At 32.4% G+C, this 15744-nt stretch carries 15 protein-coding genes; 4 read left to right on the top strand and 11 right to left on the bottom strand.

The window, feature by feature from the left end; all coding sequences use genetic code 11:
* Positions 1-184 precede the first annotated feature (184 nt).
* The 5 genes from ACFSSE_RS02500 to ACFSSE_RS02520 form a co-directional block, all read right to left on the bottom strand.
* Positions 185-2386 carry a glycoside hydrolase family 52 protein gene (locus tag ACFSSE_RS02500; RefSeq protein WP_379040664.1) on the bottom strand — a complete coding sequence of 734 codons (2202 nt, stop codon included), beginning with the start codon at positions 2384-2386 and terminating at the stop codon, positions 185-187.
* A 27-nt stretch (positions 2387-2413) separates the two neighbouring features.
* Positions 2414-4330, bottom strand: coding sequence for a sialate O-acetylesterase (locus ACFSSE_RS02505; protein ID WP_379040663.1), 1917 nt, complete (start codon positions 4328-4330; stop codon positions 2414-2416).
* A 13-nt stretch (positions 4331-4343) separates the two neighbouring features.
* Complete coding sequence (locus tag ACFSSE_RS02510) at positions 4344-5441, bottom strand: alginate lyase family protein (protein WP_379040662.1); 1098 nt, start codon at positions 5439-5441, stop codon at positions 4344-4346.
* Positions 5442-5716: 275 nt separating this feature from the next.
* Positions 5717-6229, bottom strand: a complete 513-nt coding sequence (locus ACFSSE_RS02515; protein ID WP_379040661.1) for a C40 family peptidase — start codon at positions 6227-6229, stop codon at positions 5717-5719.
* Between the two features lie 73 nt (positions 6230-6302).
* Positions 6303-6776, bottom strand: coding sequence for a DUF4112 domain-containing protein (locus tag ACFSSE_RS02520; RefSeq protein ID WP_379040660.1), 474 nt, complete (start codon positions 6774-6776; stop codon positions 6303-6305).
* Positions 6777-7147: 371 nt separating this feature from the next.
* Here ACFSSE_RS02520 and ACFSSE_RS02525 point away from each other — a divergent pair, with 371 nt between their 5' ends.
* Together ACFSSE_RS02525 and ACFSSE_RS02530 are read left to right on the top strand one after the other, a co-directional pair.
* A complete protein-coding gene (locus ACFSSE_RS02525) occupies positions 7148-9481 on the top strand; it encodes a DUF2339 domain-containing protein (RefSeq protein WP_379040658.1) in 2334 nt (777 codons plus the stop codon).
* Positions 9465-10685, top strand: coding sequence for a DUF3999 family protein (locus ACFSSE_RS02530; RefSeq protein ID WP_379040657.1), 1221 nt, complete (start codon positions 9465-9467; stop codon positions 10683-10685). The genes ACFSSE_RS02525 and ACFSSE_RS02530 overlap by 17 nt, the downstream gene beginning before the upstream one ends.
* 55 nt (positions 10686-10740) lie before the next feature.
* Here the strand turns inward: ACFSSE_RS02530 and ACFSSE_RS02535 are convergent, their stop codons facing one another.
* The 4 genes from ACFSSE_RS02535 to ACFSSE_RS02550 all read right to left on the bottom strand — a co-directional run bounded on the left by ACFSSE_RS02535 (position 10741) and on the right by ACFSSE_RS02550 (position 13954).
* The gene (locus tag ACFSSE_RS02535; RefSeq protein ID WP_379040655.1) at positions 10741-11358 is read right to left on the bottom strand and encodes a Pr6Pr family membrane protein; all 618 of its coding nucleotides are present in this window, start codon (positions 11356-11358) and stop codon (positions 10741-10743) included.
* A 15-nt stretch (positions 11359-11373) separates the two neighbouring features.
* Positions 11374-12102: a methyltransferase domain-containing protein gene (locus ACFSSE_RS02540; RefSeq protein WP_379040653.1), complete on the bottom strand. Its 729-nt coding sequence runs from the start codon at positions 12100-12102 to the stop codon at positions 11374-11376.
* Positions 12102-13160: a hypothetical protein gene (locus tag ACFSSE_RS02545; RefSeq protein ID WP_379040652.1), complete on the bottom strand. Its 1059-nt coding sequence runs from the start codon at positions 13158-13160 to the stop codon at positions 12102-12104. Before ACFSSE_RS02545 ends, ACFSSE_RS02540 begins: the two co-directional genes overlap by 1 nt.
* 107 nt (positions 13161-13267) lie before the next feature.
* Positions 13268-13954 (bottom strand): SIMPL domain-containing protein, encoded by a 687-nt coding sequence (locus ACFSSE_RS02550; protein ID WP_379040651.1) that lies wholly within the window; start codon positions 13952-13954, stop codon positions 13268-13270.
* A gap of 136 nt (positions 13955-14090) precedes the next feature.
* Between ACFSSE_RS02550 and ACFSSE_RS02555 the strand changes: the two genes are divergently transcribed.
* Positions 14091-14585, top strand: a complete 495-nt coding sequence (locus ACFSSE_RS02555) for a peroxiredoxin family protein (RefSeq protein WP_379040650.1) — start codon at positions 14091-14093, stop codon at positions 14583-14585.
* Here ACFSSE_RS02555 and mobA read toward each other — a convergent pair.
* Complete coding sequence (gene mobA, locus ACFSSE_RS02560) at positions 14582-15142, bottom strand: molybdenum cofactor guanylyltransferase (RefSeq protein ID WP_379040649.1); 561 nt, start codon at positions 15140-15142, stop codon at positions 14582-14584. The two genes, ACFSSE_RS02555 and mobA, sit on opposite strands and share 4 nt — an antisense overlap.
* A 14-nt stretch (positions 15143-15156) precedes the next feature.
* On the opposite strand from mobA, the gene ACFSSE_RS02565 reads away from it, so the two are divergent.
* Complete coding sequence (locus ACFSSE_RS02565) at positions 15157-15333, top strand: pentapeptide repeat-containing protein (RefSeq protein WP_379040995.1); 177 nt, start codon at positions 15157-15159, stop codon at positions 15331-15333.
* A 3-nt stretch (positions 15334-15336) separates the two neighbouring features.
* Here the strand turns inward: ACFSSE_RS02565 and ACFSSE_RS02570 are convergent, their stop codons facing one another.
* Positions 15337-15618, bottom strand: a complete 282-nt coding sequence (locus ACFSSE_RS02570) for a SelT/SelW/SelH family protein (protein WP_379040648.1) — start codon at positions 15616-15618, stop codon at positions 15337-15339.
* Between the last annotated feature and the right edge of the window lie 126 nt (positions 15619-15744).

Here is a 15744-nt window from a genome sequence, read left to right on the forward strand (position 1 = left end):
TTTGGCTATGTGTGCTTTGTGTACTCCGTGGTTTTTAATTTTTTTAGTTAAGTGCAGAGTGAATAGTGCTTTTCGCAGCGTTCACTAAGCTGAGTTAATTCATTTCCTCAAAAGGTAAAACCCTACCTAAACAAGCGAAAGCTTTAAGCCTTCCGCCTTTAGCCTTCCGTCTTTAGCTTTCCGCTTAATCCTTAATCGGATTCTCCAACAACCAATATCCTAAAATAGAAATTCCTCTTGGGTACCAATAGCCAATCCAAACATCATCTTTTTTCAACAAACCATCGTTATAAGCATACGGACTGTTTTTATTCCACTCATAAACATAAGGAGCAGATGAGTGCTTAATGCCATACCATTGCGCAGCAACCACATCGGCAACAATGGTTTTGCTAAACCAAGTTGTACCTTCTTGTGTGGTTAACTTAATCCCATAATCTGTAATGCTCTGAGCGTAAGTGGTAGCATAATCTTTTTTCAAAACCTCTGCTAATTGCTTTAACAAAACAGATTTTGAACCAACTAATCCGGGTAAAAACAAACCTTCGCCAATAACCACAGAACGCTGATCCCACTTAGGGAAAGTTTCGTCTAAACTCACAGGTATAAAACCATATTTCTTTTGTGCTTTTTTTAATGTAGATAAAATTAGGCTAGCCTCTTGTTCGTAGTAAGCAGCCTGTTTATTTCTTAAACCTTCATTATTAACAGCTACACCTAAGCTTTTGAAACCAGCACCTTCGCCATCAACAACACCTTTTTTGGTAGCATCAATTGCAATAACTTTTTCTTTGTTTGCTAAAGCCCTAAACATTTCTGCAGCTACAGCATAAGCACTCATTTGTTTAGCCCCTAAAAAAGTGTTTTCTGGCGATAGTTTTAAAGCTTCATTGGCATCGTAAGTACTCCAACCGTAAGCTTTATCTGCTATGCCGTTTCCGTTGGTATCTCTGTTTTTTACCGATTGCATTAAAACATCAACCGTACCCAACATTGATTTTACAAAGGCATCATCGCCAGTAATTTTCCAGTAATAATAAAGCAATAAAACAAAAGATGTATTCTCTTCAACCGCCATGTGTGGGCCGTAATTATAATTTGCAGTTTCGTTAACAAAAGGTAAATCACCAACATCATGGTATAAATAAGGGCCATATTCTGCCGCAGTCATTCCTTGTTGATAAGCTGGTTTATCTTGGGACGGATTAGCATCAACAGTCACCTCTGCTCTTGCAATGTAGTGAGTCCACTGACTTAATTGTAATTTTAAACGCCAAGGGCAAAAAATGGCACTTACTTCCGTTTCGTGGGCAACATCAACCGTACTTAAATGTTTAAATCTTCCTTCAGAGACATAAAAGCGAGGCTGCTGATTTTCATCCAATAAAAAATAAGTATTTGCCAAATCAGTATGGAAAGTTAAGGCCAAAACCCATTTTTCTTGTGCGGTTAAATTGCTATTCATTAAACTGTTTTCAAAGTTTTGCGTCAGGCGGATGTTCTCATCATAATGCACCTCTGCATATTTTAAAACATCGTTAATACTTTTCCAATAACGGGTATAATAAAATTTAAGGTCTTGGTTCACACGTAAGTCTTCAATAACTTTATGGTCATTATAGGTTGCGTAAACTTGAGTAAATTCTTTATTTGCTTTTGGTGCTAGGCTAAAATTATAAAATAAACCCCCAAAACCATCAGTATTAAAAGTGCCTTTTGCAGGAGATTTAATAGCCGATAATGCCAATTTTACATCTTTATCGGTATTGTCTCTAAATAAAACCCGTTGTGTTACGTTGTCAGGTTTCATCGGCTCAAAAGCCATAAAATTGAAACCCTTTACTGGTGTTTTTGCTACGGCAACTTTAAGTTTGCCATTTACATTTGTTGTGCTATTGTTTACAATATTTACCTGCAAATAAAAGCCAGGGAATATTTGTGTTTTAATAGCCGCACTATCTGCTAAATCTTTAGATGTTGTAAAAGAAGAAACCAAAGTGAAATTAACTTTGATGCCTTCTGGCGTTTCACCAGTAATTTCCATAGATGCTGGGCCAAATTTTAACTGCTGTTTTATTAAATAAGCGGCATTTCTAGGCAGTTTAGTAGTTCTAAAACAATAGAATTTTTCATCAACTTCAACACCAATTAGCAAGCCCGTTTGTTCATCCATATCAAAACCCAAACTGCCTGTTTGCATACTTTGTTTCTCGTTTAATAAAGAAAAAGAAAACCTGCTACCTAACCTTGAGTTTAGCAATGAAAAATTGGTGCTATCTGTTAGTGATGTTGTAATTAAGTTAGCGTCAACTTTAAAACTTTGCGCTGAAAGTATTAAAGAAAAACCGACTAACAAGAAAGTGGAAAGTGTTTTTTGAAAATTCATTCTTAAAAATTTAATATTTATAAATGATTAATTGCTTTTAAAACTTGATGCAGGCAAACCTTCTTTATTGTAGAGATTTGCACCTTCTGGTGCATCTGCCCAAGCGTAACGAACAGCAATTGGTTTTGTAATATCTTTAGCCCAAACTACCACTTGGTTTCCTACTATTTTTGCATCAGCTTTCACAAAATTCTTCCCATCGGCAGAAATGCTGAACTGCTCTAATTGTTTTCCTACCATCTTTAACCCCGACCCAACATGGTTAAAAGAAACATAAACCTGATTGCCCGAAATTTTTATTGATTTATATATTGGACCCGAATAAACAATGTCTTCGTGATAAGCCATTTTTTGTGCTGCCAAAGCCAAACGTTTACCAACATCTTGTTTATTTGCTGGGTGAATGTCGTTTTTCTCCCCAACATCATGTATAACCACCATTGCAGTATGAGGGGTTTTTAAAGTTTTCATTTGTGCTTCTCTTAGCAAAGCCCAATTACTTATTTCTGGTTCGGTTCCTGTGGCTAAGTAATTTGCTAGTTGAACAAACAAAAATGGTAAATCAGGTTTTTGCCAATCGTTACGCCAAGTCTTTATTAATGAGGTTAGTAAGTGTTGATGTTGTTCTGGTTTTGAGACGTTACTTTCGCCTTGGTACCAAGCAATTCCTTTAATGTTATAGTTTGCCATCGGCTTAATCATTGCGTAATAATATGCCGTTGGGCTATGTAAGGATAAACCATTTCCTTTGGGTAATTGTGGTAATTCTATACCAAATTTATATTTCCAGGGTTGGTTTAATGCGATAGAATCTTCTCCAAATTTAATTTGATAATTATTTTTTGGGTTAAACCCGATGCCTGTTGTTGGGCTAATTAACCTGATGACCAATTTATTATTTCCAGCTTTCAATACTCCGGGAGCGATGGTATAAAAACGATCAGTATAACTGCTATTCATTGTGCCAACTTGGTTTCCGTTAATATAAGTTTCATCCTGCGTAAGCATACTTCCTAAAGAAAGAATTGCGGTTTTTTCTACCAAATTAGCCGGAATGTTTATTTCGGTTTTAAACCACATAGAGCCATATTTAGGGAAGTTCACTTTTTCGCCTAATTGGTTGATGTCTTTTACTTCTTCCCAATTAACATCATGATGATCAGTTTCTAAAAACCATTTTTCATTAACACCAAGGTCATTTTCTGTTATTTCTTTGTGCCAATTGGCTGTTTTTAGTTGGTGTACATTTATGATACGGGCAACTTCGTTAGTGTCTTTTAACTGCAGCCAAACTTTATCATATTCTGGAAATTCCTTTAACGATTCGCTATTTACCCAAGATTGGGCAGGTGTGCCTCCAACAGAAGAATTAATGATGCCAATAGGTACTTTATATTTTTTGTATAAATCTTTAGCAAAAAAATATCCTACTGCTGTAAAAGATAAAACCGTTTGCGGGTTTGCACTTACCCAACCTTTATCACTTGCTACATCAGCAATCGGAATAAATGCCATATCTCTATTTACTGTAAATTGCCTAATCATGGGGTAATTTGCAGTCGCAATTTCACTAGTGTATTTAGCTTTAATATTTGGACGGCTCAATAAAGCCTCCATGTTTGATTGGCCAGCGCAAAGCCAAACATCACCAATCAAAATATCAGAAAGTTCTTTATTATTAATTTGAATTTTAAACGGTCCACCAGCTGGCTGAGGATCTAATTTTATTAACCATTTACCGTCTTTATCAGTTTTAGCGGTGTAAGTTTTGTTTTTGAAGGTAACTTTTACCACTTCTCCGGCGTTTGCCCATCCCCAAATTTTAATTTGTTCATCTCTTTGCAGTACCATGCCGTTGCCAACAAGGCTTGGCAACTTAACTTCTGCCCTTAAGGCAAAGCTTAAAATCAGAAAACCAAATATTAATAAGAGATTTTTTTTCATTTTATAATGAGATTTAGTTTTTAACTGCATTTAATACACATCGCCAATTGGCATAATTGGACTTATTTTGTGCTAACGTATTTACAATTTCTACAAACTCTTTATTAAAATAGCTTGCTTCAATAAATACATCAATGGCATTTTTCGGGTCGTAATTTGCACCAATTTTATAACCTGGTTCATTATTATTTGCTCTTCTTCTGTCAAAAGCTGCTCTACTATTAACAAATTCTGCATGGGTTTTTTCACCTTTAGCGTAAGGCACTAAAAATTCTACCGATTTTTGAATGGAAGAACTTGAAATAGATTGATAGGTATAATAATCAAAACCTGTGGCTCTTTTAATAATTGTGGCGGCGGTTAAAAGTGGCTCTAAAGTGTATTGATGATAATGCAAGGCATCCCGTTCTTTAAAATCCATACCAGAGCCATCAGCATGTAAATTCTTTTCTATTTGCTTTTTAAAATTGCTATCTACAAATAATTGGTATGTTTTACTGTTTGTTAAATAGGCAATATTTGTTAAAATTTTTATCCTGTGAGAATTCCAGTTATTATAGGTTGATTTTCTTTTAAGTGAGGTAAATTGGGTTGCAATTTCAGCAGCTGCAATTTTGCTAAACCATTCTTCAATAATTTGTTTGTCGGCAGTCTTGATTTCTTCTTTAATTAAATCGTAAGCTTCAAATAATGGGTCTAATTTCGATTCGTTTATAGGGTTGCCTATCGCTTGGTTAATTGTTGCCCAAGCTGTAATGTATTGTACGCACTTATTAAAATATTCTTTATTGTTAGTGATTTTGTAGGTGTAAGCCAAAGCGTAAATCTTTTTCAAATCCTCAAGTGCCTTTAAAGTTTTAATCTTTTTAGGGTCGGTAGCTAAATGCCCTTCAGATATGATGGTATCAATAGGTTGAGGATTTTGTGTGAGTGCAACTTTTGCTTGTTTTTCTAATAAACTGAATGCTTTTTTTGCGCTGCTATCTTCTTGTACAATGGTTTTTAATTTCTTTAGCTCAGTTTTATTTAAGCTTAAAAATTGCGCATTTGCAAACTTTGTATTGCATAAAAAAGAGCAGTATAAAACGGCGAGGTAAATAATTTTGTTCATCTAACTTTACATTTGGTTTAATAATCTGTTTTAAGAGACAGATTATTTATGATGATACAATAATAGTATAATCTATTTACAAAAACTAATAAAAACCCATAAGTCTGCGTACACGAAATGGGTTTTTCTTCGGAGATAGGTTTAAATTATTGGGTACATATAATGTAAATAGGAGTTATATTAAGTCTTAATGAGGGGTGGAGTTATAAATATATTATGTTATGATATTGAAATAATTTTAACAATATATTAGCTATAGATTTTTAGAGAAAACCTTAATCCAAAACCCTAATAATCTTTACAAATCTGCCAGCATAATACTTATTTAGGGGAGTAATGGTTACTCCATAAGCTTTACCAGAAGTAGAATGAATAAATTTTATGCTATCTCTGGTTTGGGTTAATATCCCCATGTGGCCAACAACTTTTTTGGTGCTATCTGTACCGGTAAATAAAATTAAATCTCCAGGAAGTGCTTTTTTAAAACTTATCGGACTTCCATAATTTGTAAAATCTACCGAACTTCTTGGCACAGGAAAATTGAAGTGATTAAAAGTGTAAGTTATAAATCCTGAACAATCAAAACCATTTTTTGGATTTGTTGAGCCATATTTATAAGGAATTCCTTGTAATGTTTTGGCGAAATTAACTAATGTTGCTTTGTCTAATCTTGTACTATCATTTAAAGATAAACTGTCTATTGATTCTGTAGTTTTGTCTGTAATTAAGGAGGAATCTTGATTTAGCATTACGGAAGCAAAAAAAGAGTCATCACTATCTATCTTCAATGTTTCATTCCCACAAGAAGTGGTTAACATGAATAATAAACACGGGTATAAATATTTCATTCAATTCGCTTCACTAAAATATAACTCCAACAAGCCAACTTGTAATTAACCAAACTGTATAAAAGGCAAGTCCGATAAGTAATATAAAAGCAACTAAAATCCAAGTCAATATACCTTTTGCGCTACCAGAATGTTTCCCTTCTAAATAATGTTCATTCAATAAAGCAATATTGCGGTTGTTAGCTTTAAAGTAGAAATCGAAAATCCAACCTAATACGGGTATTGCACCAATTAATACATCAAGAAACACATTCCAAAGCATTTTAACTATAAGTTTGCTACTAGCGCCGTTTTTATACATCGCATAAACTAAACCTATAGAAATGATACCCGTAAAAGCATCGCCGGCAAAGGGTACAAAGTTTAAAATAGGATCTAAACCAAACTTAAAACCACCAATTTCAAACTGGCTGTCCATCAATTTACTAATCTTAGAAATCGATTTTAATTTTGGGTGTATTGGTGTTTGGCTTGCGGTGTCTTTCATGAAATTTATTTATACAAATAGTGTACCTATTTAATTAGCTTTTTATCTCCCGGAGGTTAGCGCAGATGTTGAATTTGTGAATTTCAGGTTTAACACCCTCAACTCTGTGCTCTCCGTGTTCTCCGTGTTTAAACCTTTTTTCTTAGTGCGCTTTGTGGTAAAATGTTTTCTCCCGCAGATTTCGCTGATTATCACAGATTTTGAAGTTTGCTTTTGGATAGCAAATTAAACCCGCAACTCTGTGTTCTCCGTGTTTAAACCTTTTTTCTTTGAGCGTTTTGCGGTTAATTTTTATTTGGTCTAAAATCATTTTGAAAAAGGATAATAAATCAAAATAACCTACATTTAGATTAATAAACCAACACTACCAAATGGAGGAAAACGATAAGCCAATAGATGAAGTTCTTTTAAAACTGGAGACGCTTTTAAAAAAGCAGGAAAATTTTAATAAAGAAATTGCTGCTTTAAGACAGGAAGTTAATGTGTTAAAGTCAACTCATACAGCTGCTAAAGCTGATGATATTAAGCCATTTATAGCAGAAGAGCCTGTAAAACCTTTTACAAATTCTTATCAAGCACCACAACCCAAAGTTTTTGAGCCATTTAAATATCAATTACCAAAAACCAATACTTTCGATTGGGAAAAATTTGTCGGCGAAAACTTAATTAATAAAATAGGTATTGCAATAACCATTATTGGTGTTGCAATAGGTGCAAAATATTCTATTGAGCATGAATTAATTAGTCCGCTTACACGTATAATTTTAGGTTATGTAATGGGCATTGCTTTATTAGCTTTTGGTATAAAACTGAAACAAAAGTACGAGAGTTATAGCGCTGTTTTGGTAAGTGGCGCTATCGCAATTATGTATTTTATTACTTTTGCTGCCTATAGTTTTTACGGGTTATTTCCTCAACTTTTAGCGTTTGCGTTAATGTTGCTTTTTACTGTTTTTACAGTTGTGGCAGCTATTAATTATAACAAGCAGGTTATTGCATTAATTGGTTTAGTTGGCGCTTATGCAGTACCTTTTTTATTGAGCGAAGGTTCAGGTAATGTTGCCGTTTTATTCGCTTACATTAGTATTATAAATGCTGGTATTTTATTCTTAGCTTTTAAAAAATATTGGAAATCCTTATACTATGCATCCTTTATTTTTACATGGTTAATTTTTGCATCGTGGTTTATTACCAAATACATTGCCGCTGAATATTTTAACCTTTCATTAGCGTTTTTAGGTGTTTTCTTTGCCACTTTTTATGCTGTGTTTTTAATTTATAAGCTCAGCAGAAAAGAAAAATACCAATTAGATGATATTTTACTCCTTTTGGCAAATTCCTTTGTTTTTTACGGATTTGGTTTTGCCATTTTATCTTCCACAACGGCATGTAGTGCGTATTTAGGATTGTTTACTTTATTTAATGCAATTATTCATTTTATTGTAGGGAGCATTATTTACAAACAAAAACTGGCTGATAAAAACCTATTTTATTTGGTTGCCGGTTTGGTGTTAGTTTTTATAACAGTAACCATTCCGGTTCAGTTAGATGGAAATTGGGTGACTATAGTTTGGGCATGCGAAGCTGCTTTATTGTTTTGGATTGGTAGAACAAAAGAAGTTTCTGTTTACGAAAAGTTATCCTACATTTTAATGTTTTTAGGCTTTTTTAGTCTGCTGCAAGATTATTATACCATGCCTTACTATTACGGTGGAGAAGATGTTAAAACCACGCCTTTTTTTAATGTTTATTTCCTTACAGGGATCATATTTGTAGCGGCTTTTTCTTTCATTAATAAATTGTTTTACAGCAATAAATACAAATCGGCTTTAACCACACAAAAGAATATCAATTTAATTGGATATTCCATTACAGGGATGTTTTTGTTGGTGCTTTATTGGGTTTTCAGAATGGAAATTGTACGTTATTGGGACCAATTATTTACCGACTCTATAATCGAAATTAAAACAGCAAAGCAAACCTATCCTAATCAATATTATAATTTTGATTTAAGGCATTTAAGCACTATTTGGGTAATTAATTATTCTCTGCTATTTTTCTCCATACTTTCTATTTTCAATATTAAAGCATTAAAAAACAGACAGTTTGCGTTTGTAAATTTAGCATTTAACACCGTTGTATTACTGGCTTTTTTGATACAAGGATTATATGTTTTGAGCGAATTGAGAGAAAGTTACATACACCAAACCAATGCTCAATATTATGAAATTGGAATCTTAAATATCGCCATTAGGTATATTTGTTACCTTTTTTTAGTACTCGTAATTTTAACCAGTTATCAAATCATCAAAAAAGAATTTATAAAACCAGTCAGCAAAAATTTAAAAATAGGTTTTGATTTAGCAGTTCATATTTCTATTGTTTGGATATTGAGTAGTGAATTAATTACTTGGCTAAATTTTTCTGTGGCAGATCAATCTTACAAATTGGGGTTAAGTATTTTATGGGGAGTTTATGCACTTTTCTTAATTGCTATCGGGATTTGGAAAAACAAACAACACATTAGAATTGGCGCAATAGCATTGTTTTCTGTTACATTGGTGAAATTGTTTTTTTACGATATTTCACAAATGGAAACCATTGCTAAAACCGTAATTTTTGTGGCTTTAGGAGTGTTACTTTTAATTATTTCTTTCCTTTACAATAAATATAAACACATTATTACCAATGAAACTGAAGATTAGAATAGCTTTCTTTTTTGCTTTTATAACCTGTACATCTTTTGCGCAGTTAAAAAATTATAAGTACCAGCAGGAGCTAAAGGGCATCAATGATAAATGGCATAGCATTGTTTTACCAGATGAATTATTCTCTAAAGTCTCGGCTGATTTTTCTGACATCAGAGTTTTTGGTGTTACCAAAACAGACACTTTAGAAGCACCTTATTTAATGCAAATAGCAAAAGATGAGGTTCAAAACCAAATTGTCGATTTTAAATTAATTAACCAAAACAGTGATAGCAAAGGCTATTATTATACTTTTAAGTTAGATGATGATGTGCTATTAAATCAAATTAGCCTCGATTTTAAAGAAGCTAATTTTGAATATGCCGTAAATTTAGAAGCAAGCAATAACCAAAACGAATGGTTTAATATTTTAAATAATTACCGCATTTTATCTATTAAAAATAGTTTAACAAATTATAAGTTTACCAAGCTTTCTTTTACAGATGTACAGTATAAATATTTTAGGTTATTTATCCCGACTAACAAAGACCCAGAATTAACTGCGGCTAAATTAATATTAGTACAAACCAAATTAGGTTTACAAAAGCTTTATCAGGCACAATCGGTTATTATTAAACAAGCCAAGAAAGAAAAACAAACCATTATTTCTGTCACTTTGCCATTGGCTGTTCCTATTAGTAAAGTAAAAATTTTGGTAAATAACGATTTTGATTATTACCGCCCAATTAATATTAGTGCCATTACGGATAGTGTAAAAACAGTAAAAGGCTGGGTTTATAATTATCAAAGTTTACATTCTGCCACATTAAATTCTATCGAAAACAACGAATTTCAATTTAACAGTACCATCTTAAAAAAGCTAGAAATAATGATTGATAATGGCGATAATCAAGCTTTAGATATTAGCGGAGTTGAGCTAAACGGTTTTGTTTACCAACTTTTAGTAAGGTTTAACCAACCTGCTACTTATTTTTTAGCTTATGGTAATGAAAAAGCTAATGAACCAAACTACGACATCAAAAACTTTACTGATAAAATCCCGACTGGACTTACTCAATTAAGTTTAGGCGAAGAAAAGTCTAATATTTTAAAAACTGAAAAAGAAGAACCTCTGTTTGAAAACAAACTTTGGTTATGGGTAATTATGGGTTTGATTATTTGCTTACTGGGCTGGTTTACTTTAAAAATGATGAGGAGCTAATTGTATAAACATTGTTTTTGTTAGACATAGAAAAGAAAAACCTTTTCAAATTAAATCAGCTATTCTTGCCATAATTTTTGCCAAGCCATACAAAACATAAAGAAATTGTAAAAAATACGGAAATTAAAATACCTGAGTTAATAAATACTTTTGCTAAACCAAGCGAATTTACATCTACAAAAGGGTATGGATAATAACCAGATTGGTTTCCTCTGATTAGCGTATAAACCAAATAAACCATAGGGTAAATCATCCATTTAGCAATACTAGCATATTTAACAGATTTTGAATGCTCATATAAATACCAAAAGCCAATTACCAAAATTGGAATTAAGGAATGGAGTAACTCGTTAACAACAAATTGTAAACCTGTGGGTTTCCAAATATGTCTTAATGCTACCTGATAAACCAAACCAACAATACTTATGTAAATAGTTATTGCAGTTATAAAGCCAGGTTTGTTAAATCTTCTTTGAGGTTGTGCATTAAAAAAAAAGGTAAGTGTGAAATAAAGAGCAACAAGGATATTGGTTAATATGGTAAAAAAGCTAAAAAACCTGATGCTTGTTTCAAGTATATTCTCTGTTCTGTTTTCAATCATTAAAACATATTGTGCCACTACTGCAAACCAACCTATTAGGGCAAATAACAAAGCTAAATTTTTTTTCATCATTGTAAATTTAATTTATTAAGCATTAATAATCAAACTGCTAACCATTATGGCAGGTATAATTTCTCCATTTCTGTTTTCATCATTTTTAGCGTAAGATAAAATGGTTTCACATTGTTGCGAGAAAGGCGAGGCTGCTAAAAACACACCAGATGTTTTTTTGTTTTGCAACCTAATGTAACCGTTTACACTTTTATCTCCGTTAATTTCTTCGGGTTTTAAAGGGACATGTTCGGTGATGATTACATATTTATATTTCTTAGTTTTCTCAAGAATCTGCTGTATATCAGTATTGCTTAAATGTTGTAAAACTTGCCTTATCACACACAAATCTGCATCTGGATAAATCTCTGAGCTTACCGCATCAAAATGTATAAAATTGGTTTTTAGGTTGCCGAAATTTTGGAGTAAGTGTTGTACTAATTCGGTAACTATATCTGCTCCGGTGTAATTTATATCCGCATTAATTAAAACTTGCTGCATAATAGAAAAATCGCCACAGCCAATTTCAAAAACAGATTTTATATTGTTTTCATTTATAAAATGTTTTAAAGCCGAGATGTATTTTGTGGTATTATCATCATGCGTACCAGTACCAGAAAAATAGGGGTCAGCTTCATTTTTACCCCAATATTGTTTTTTGTAAATCTCAGTAAAAATGGTTTCGGCAGTTTTATTTTTGGTTTTAAAATCAGCGTAAAAACGAAGCCAAACTTTAGGAATAAACTTTATAATTATCGGTTTCATTATAATTTACTGGGTTTATTAACCAAGCAAGCATATAAATGTGCTTTAACCAAACGTCCCATGTGCTTAATTTTAGTAAATTTTTTATCATTATGGTACAAAGCTAACTCTTTGCCTAAAGCCAAAGTTTTTTCTAACGGGGCAACCTCATCATATAAAGAAGCTTCAAAAAGTTCGTTAATTCGGTAACGTCCTAATTTTATGCGGTGACTAATGATACTTCGTTCTTCTTGTTGGTATTGCTTCATAGATTTTTCGTTGATGGCATCAATCCCCAAAAAAACCAAATTATTATTTTCTTTAAAGAATTGCGGCAAGTAAAGGCGCAATTTACCTTCGTAAGATTGCTGGTCGAAATCTATTGCTCTAATACGGTATTGGTTGCCCTCAATATCTGGTGTAATATCAACCACAAAATTATAAGAACGCATATCGCCCAATAGTCGCACAAAACAACGCTCGTTAAATTTTACAAATTCTTTGCTAATACGGGTTTGGTTAAATTTAACATCTGTAATATATTCTTCACAAAAAACATCGCCCGGAAGCCCCGGAATATGCTCTTCAATAAGCGTTTCTTGGTTGGTAATGTAACTTATTCTATTTGGCGATAAAATATGCTCTAACTCTAAGCCGTAAATTCGGGAAGTATCCGCTCTTTTAACATAAAAATGATCGTAATTATCGTTTAAACGATTAATAATGCGCACCCTAAATGGCTTAGAATTTCCAAAAGTGCAATAATCTATTCTCGATACGGAAAGGTGATCCATCACTTCTAGCCTGCCAGAAGCATGCATTAAAGCATAAATATATTTTAAACCCGGATAAAGTTCATTCATCTCGGTCTCGTCGTAATAAACGGTTTGCCAAAGTGTGTCTTTATCGTTTTTATCTAAAAGCGGAGTAGATAGGTTAAACCTGAGCATATCTGTGTACTGAATTGGAAGATCAACTTCCCTGTCAAACTTTATCAAATACTGCCTTAATGGGTTTTGAATAGGGTAAAAAATCTTCTTTTTAGAAGGTACGTCGTTCCTGTCGTTCAAAATGCTCATTCTCAAAGCTAAGCTTTAGATTTAAAACAAAAAAGCCTCCGTTTTTATTGGAGGCTTTGTATTTGGTTCAAAGCATTGCAAAATGCTTGAAGTGAAAATTCTGATAATTATTTTATTTCAAAAACAGCTCTTATTTGTACGCTTAATTTAATTTTTTGGAAATCAATTTGAGGCATATTATCACTTGCCATTTCGGCTTTCATCATGGTGTTGCGGTACATCGGTTGCGGATAATTGTTAGCTTCGGATTCTGTAATTTCTAAAGCTCCACCTAATTTGTCACCTATAGATTCTACTAAATAAGTAGCTTTATTTTTAGCTTGTTTTAAAGCTTTAATTTTTAGTTCTTGCTTTAAACTTTCTTCTTTAGAGTAAGCATAACGCTCAATATTGGTATAAGCAATCCCTTTAGCGTCTATTTCAGCAATTACTGCATTAAGTTTGCTTAAATCTTTAACTTTAATAGTGTATTGTTTTGAGGCTAAGAATGTAGGGTCTTTTTTCTTATCCCAATAATTGGTATAAGCACTAATATTGTTAATCATAAAATCTTCTGGTGCAATGCCAGCTTTTATAACTGCTTTTTGTAATTGCGCTTCTAATTCTTCAATACTTACTTTTCTTCTGGCGTCTCTTTGGTATTCTTTTAAAGATATGCCAATGTAAATTTCGTCTGGTGTAACTTCTATTTCTGCGCTTCCACCAACTTCAATTTTTTTGCGGGTATCAATATTTTGAGCAAAGGTTGCTAATGTTGTTAATGCTATTATTGCACTTAAAAGTATCTTTTTCATAATTTTTTATTTTTGTTTTTAATGAAGATGTAATTACTATGCCAATTCCATAAATAAAATTTTCTTTTTTTTTAATCGTGATTTTTTGTTAAGATTTTTAGATTTGAAATACTCACACTTGGGTTCAATTTTTTTGATGATGAAATATATAACATTTATAATATTGTTTTTTGGCTTGTTAAATTTTGCAAATGCACAGCAAGAGCCGGCTAAGCAAATGCCAAATTTTAATTTTGTTACCACCAATAATACTCCTTACGGAACAAAGGATTTAAACGCTACCAAAAAAACGTTAATTGTTTTTTTTGATGCCACTTGTTCGCATTGCCAAACTACGGGAAAGTTTTTTAATGAGCGCTTAAACGATTTAAAGCCGTATAATGTATTGTTTGTTACCATGGATGAAAATAAAGCCATTGATTATTACACAAAAAACTTTGCCCCAGCAATTGTAAATAATGTTGATATTACCATTTTAAGAGATACTGCTTATTACTTTGTTCCTAATTTTCAGCCAAAGCGTTACCCGGGTATTTTTGTTTACGGCTCAAAAAAGAATTTACTTTTTTATACCAATGATGAAAAAGAATTAGAAAAAGTTATGGTTGTGTTAAAAAAGAAAGAGGATTAACTATTATAATTATTAAATGCCTTAAAATCATCATCAATAACAATACTTTTTGTAGTATAACTATTAAAAATATGTTGTAAGCTAAAATTTTCTATGTTGTTATTTTGGTAAGCTTTGTTAATTTTTTCTAAGGCTGTTGCCGAGTAAATGGCGCAAAAAGGTTGGTGAAATTTTGAATTTTTAAACGTGTAAAAATCAAAATTAGGGTTTTGATTTGCGAGTGAGATTATTTCATTGATAGTTTCTAAATCTAAATCAATCATATCACAAGCAACTACCAGCCAATTGGTTTTAGGAAAAAACTGATGCGCAGTTAAAATTCCTTTTAAAGGACCAGGAGCATCTATTTTATCTACAATTAAATTTGCAGATGGGTAATGCTGACTGTAATTGATAAGCTGCTGCTGATTGATACTAACTTTAATAATTAAACCCACTTCTTTCAGTTTTTGAGCAATTAAATCAACCCAAATTACTCCGTCAGTAGTTTTTAAACCTTTATCAGTTCCAGCTCTTTTGCTTTCTCCTCCAGATAATATTAAAGCTGTTAGTTGCATTTGTTTAAGTTTTTATAAATCATTCAAAATTCAATCATTCAAAATTCAATCATTCAACATTCAATCATTCAAAATTCAATCATTCAAAATTCAATCATTCAACATTCAATCATTCAAAATTCAATCATTCAAAATTCAATCATTCAAAATTCAATCATTCAAAATTCAATCATTCAAAATTCAATCATTAAAACCTACCTATCCGTATGTCCTAAACTTTTATCCGGACTAATCACATCACGCACTATTTTCTTTAACTCTTTAATTTCTGGGAAACGTTCCATTTCTTTTCTGTCAAAAATTACTTCATCGTTTAATTTAATAATAAACACACCGCCAACTTCGCTTGGGCAAAGTGCAACACTTTTTAATTCATCAGTAAATGTGGTTAAAAGTTCTTGTGCCATATACGCCGACCGTAACAGCCAGCCACATTTTGGACAGTAAGTAATGGTGATGGTTGGTTTTGATGTCATGGTAAGAAATGTTGTTTTGATTATCAAGTATCGAGATTATTGTTTAGAGTAGCAAGTATCAAGTATCAAGAGCAGTTGGTGTGGATTATTTGTAGTATCAAGATGTGAGTATCAAGTACCAAGTGC

The organism is Pedobacter alpinus, from assembly GCF_042684645.1.
In the GTDB taxonomy this organism is placed as follows: Bacteria; Bacteroidota; Bacteroidia; order Sphingobacteriales; family Sphingobacteriaceae; genus Pseudopedobacter; species Pseudopedobacter alpinus.

What these genes read in the sequence shown, in the direction of transcription:
- ACFSSE_RS02520 (WP_379040660.1), bottom strand. Translation starts at nt 6,776, where the DNA reads ATGAAAGACACCGCAAGCCAAACACCAATACACCCAAAATTAAAATCG.
- ACFSSE_RS02540 (WP_379040653.1), bottom strand. Translation starts at nt 12,102, where the DNA reads ATGAAACCGATAATTATAAAGTTTATTCCTAAAGTTTGGCTTCGTTTT.
- ACFSSE_RS02500 (WP_379040664.1), bottom strand. Translation starts at nt 2,386, where the DNA reads ATGAATTTTCAAAAAACACTTTCCACTTTCTTGTTAGTCGGTTTTTCT.
- ACFSSE_RS02550 (WP_379040651.1), bottom strand. Translation starts at nt 13,954, where the DNA reads ATGAAAAAGATACTTTTAAGTGCAATAATAGCATTAACAACATTAGCA.
- ACFSSE_RS02530 (WP_379040657.1), top strand. Translation starts at nt 9,465, where the DNA reads ATGAAACTGAAGATTAGAATAGCTTTCTTTTTTGCTTTTATAACCTGT.
- mobA (WP_379040649.1), bottom strand. Translation starts at nt 15,142, where the DNA reads ATGCAACTAACAGCTTTAATATTATCTGGAGGAGAAAGCAAAAGAGCT.
- ACFSSE_RS02555 (WP_379040650.1), top strand. Translation starts at nt 14,091, where the DNA reads ATGATGAAATATATAACATTTATAATATTGTTTTTTGGCTTGTTAAAT.
- ACFSSE_RS02545 (WP_379040652.1), bottom strand. Translation starts at nt 13,160, where the DNA reads ATGAGCATTTTGAACGACAGGAACGACGTACCTTCTAAAAAGAAGATT.
- ACFSSE_RS02570 (WP_379040648.1), bottom strand. Translation starts at nt 15,618, where the DNA reads ATGACATCAAAACCAACCATCACCATTACTTACTGTCCAAAATGTGGC.
- ACFSSE_RS02505 (WP_379040663.1), bottom strand. Translation starts at nt 4,330, where the DNA reads ATGAAAAAAAATCTCTTATTAATATTTGGTTTTCTGATTTTAAGCTTT.
- ACFSSE_RS02510 (WP_379040662.1), bottom strand. Translation starts at nt 5,441, where the DNA reads ATGAACAAAATTATTTACCTCGCCGTTTTATACTGCTCTTTTTTATGC.
- ACFSSE_RS02535 (WP_379040655.1), bottom strand. Translation starts at nt 11,358, where the DNA reads ATGATGAAAAAAAATTTAGCTTTGTTATTTGCCCTAATAGGTTGGTTT.
- ACFSSE_RS02525 (WP_379040658.1), top strand. Translation starts at nt 7,148, where the DNA reads ATGGAGGAAAACGATAAGCCAATAGATGAAGTTCTTTTAAAACTGGAG.